Here is a 510-nt window from a genome sequence, read left to right as displayed (position 1 = left end):
GCGCCGATCATCACCACCGACGCCCGCCACCGCAGCGAGGCCAAGAGCGCGCTCATCACCCTCGTCGAGCACGCGCTGATGGCCCGGCTGCGGTAGCCGGGACCGGCGCCGGAAGCCAGAAATCCCCTGCTCTCCGAGGAGAACAGGGGATTTGTGTGTCCGGGGTTCCGGCCGGGGCCGGTGCGCTGCCGGGCGGTGTGCGGCCGTCCGGACGCGGCGCCGGTGCCGCTCAGCCCTGCCAGCTGTGCGGCGCGCTGAACGCCGGGCGGCGCTCCAGCCGGCGCCAGCGCGCGGCGCTGCGGCTCGGCCGGGACGGGCCGGTGGCCCGGTGGGTGCCGGCGGCCGCGCGGGCGAGCAGCACCGCGGTGACCGCGGCGAGTTCCTCGGCGTCGGCGTGGCCCTTCTCGACCCGGACCAGGGTGGCCGCCGCGGCGGCGGGACCGGCGATGTCGCTGGGTGTGCTCACGGTTGTCTCTTCTCCCTTGTCACGCTGGTCTTCCCGGCTCGCGC

General features: G+C 76.5%; 1 protein-coding gene and 1 pseudogene. One reads left to right on the top strand and one right to left on the bottom strand.

Annotated features, from left to right (window positions below; translation table 11 throughout):
* Window positions 1-96 (top strand): annotated as a pseudogene (locus AXW62_RS35775) (ATP-binding protein); the annotation flags it as partial.
* Window positions 97-229: 133 nt separating this feature from the next.
* On the opposite strand, the gene AXW62_RS35770 reads toward AXW62_RS35775, so the two are convergent.
* The gene (locus AXW62_RS35770; protein ID WP_078961726.1) at window positions 230-466 is read right to left on the bottom strand and encodes an acyl-CoA carboxylase subunit epsilon; all 237 of its coding nucleotides are present in this window, start codon (window positions 464-466) and stop codon (window positions 230-232) included.
* Between the last annotated feature and the right edge of the window lie 44 nt (window positions 467-510).

The sequence above is a fragment of the Streptomyces hygroscopicus subsp. hygroscopicus genome, assembly GCF_001553455.1.
Lineage (GTDB): Bacteria > Actinomycetota > Actinomycetes > Streptomycetales > Streptomycetaceae > Streptomyces > Streptomyces hygroscopicus.
Note: the sequence above shows the minus strand (reverse complement) of the source record. Positions and strands in the feature narration are given on the sequence as shown.